Genomic DNA, 1,472 nt, shown 5'->3' on the forward strand with positions numbered 1-1,472 from the left:
TGGGGATTGGCTATCTCTATGCTGAAGCGGCGCTGGAAAATAGCTTTATGCTTGCGGGTGGTAGTGAATAATGATGTAGCGTGCTGTGGCTCGCGGGCCTGCTTAAAACATCCAGGATAAGTCAGCTATCAACCACTATTCGGTATAAGGGCTACGGTAGATTTGAAGCACAACGCTATCTGGGGAGCTATAGCTGAAAAGTGTCACAATATCTGTGTTGCTCTGGCTTAGCCAGCATTCGGCTTTAACATTACACTGCGCCTGTGGCTGATAACCAACGGACATGAGATAGCGGCGAATTTTGCTGGTGTCTGTTGTGCCATCAAATCGAATAGTGAAAACTTGCGCTTCCGGACCGCTGATATTCCCATACTCGAAGCGGTAATGATCGGTTATTCGTGGCATATTTTTTATTAATTCTGGTGTGTAAAATGCGTATTCTCGCTTATCCTGCTGGCTATAATATGCGCTACTGGCGAACTCCATTTTTATATATGTCCAGGCGGTAAATAGAAGGGTTCCTGCAACCACCGCTAAGCAGGCTACTACCAACAGCTTCAATTTTTTTCTCATAGCCCCATCCTGCTATTGCCTGAACCTAAAACAATAAAGGTTTTATCGTGTTGCGGCAATATGACGTTCCCCGATGAAAAATCATTATAGGGTGAAATAGTTTGCATGAAATTTGGCAGCATACCTTTATATGGCTTAGCGTGTGGAAATTTTTCTGGATCAGGAAATAGCAGTGGCTGGAAAGTTTCATTCTTCCACGCACCAATTTCACCATAGTAATCCCACCGCTTTAGTGCTTCTTCTTTGCTGACGGGGCGCAATATCTCAAATGGATTATTAACCATCACTATGCGGTAAAAACCGAGCAGATCAGACACCAGATCCTCGCCGCTAAATGAGCTGTCTGTCAAATAGTTATATGGAAAAGTACCCTGGAAGTCTTCAAACTTCCTTGCTATTGTCATCATCATTGCCAGTGCAATGCTTCTCTGTTCCCAGTAGGTTCGCCCTCGTTTTATACGCCAGGTGATGGATTTTCCAGTACGGATTAATCCATAACGTGAGCTCATGCCCTGTGAGTAAGTAATATCATAGAACTTCTCCCGGAGACTTTCTCCATGATGGATATCTCTGAGTAATGTCTGGATATCTGTTCCCTGCGCATGACCAAGATCAATCCAACCCAGGACTTCGGTATAAACTAACCCATACTTTTCCGTTGCCGCTTTACTGCCATCAATTATTTCTGTACGTTTGCTCATCCCTGATTACTCTTTTTAATTTTTTTCTGCTCAGAATACGATGATGAATTATTAATTCAAGTTAAAATAATTTATTTTCTGTAGATAAGGTTTTTTCCAGACTGGAAAAGTCTTCGGTTTAAAGTCTGTTCTGGAAAAGAAAACCCCGAAGTGTCTTTGCTATTTAAAATAATAGTTCGGCAGCCGTTGGCTGGAGGC

General features: G+C 42.7%; 2 protein-coding genes. Both read right to left on the minus strand.

The features are described 5' to 3' along the window. Positions 1-135: 135 nt before the first annotated feature. A complete protein-coding gene (locus tag FKM52_RS21380) occupies positions 136-573 on the minus strand; it encodes a hypothetical protein (RefSeq protein WP_141178102.1) in 438 nt (145 codons plus the stop codon). Next, positions 570-1,274 (minus strand): hypothetical protein, encoded by a 705-nt coding sequence (locus FKM52_RS21385; protein WP_141178103.1) that lies wholly within the window; start codon positions 1,272-1,274, stop codon positions 570-572. Before FKM52_RS21385 ends, FKM52_RS21380 begins: the two co-directional genes overlap by 4 nt. Between the last annotated feature and the right edge of the window lie 198 nt (positions 1,275-1,472).

This window comes from Mixta tenebrionis (assembly GCF_006517625.1).
Taxonomy (GTDB): domain Bacteria; phylum Pseudomonadota; class Gammaproteobacteria; order Enterobacterales; family Enterobacteriaceae; genus Mixta; species Mixta tenebrionis.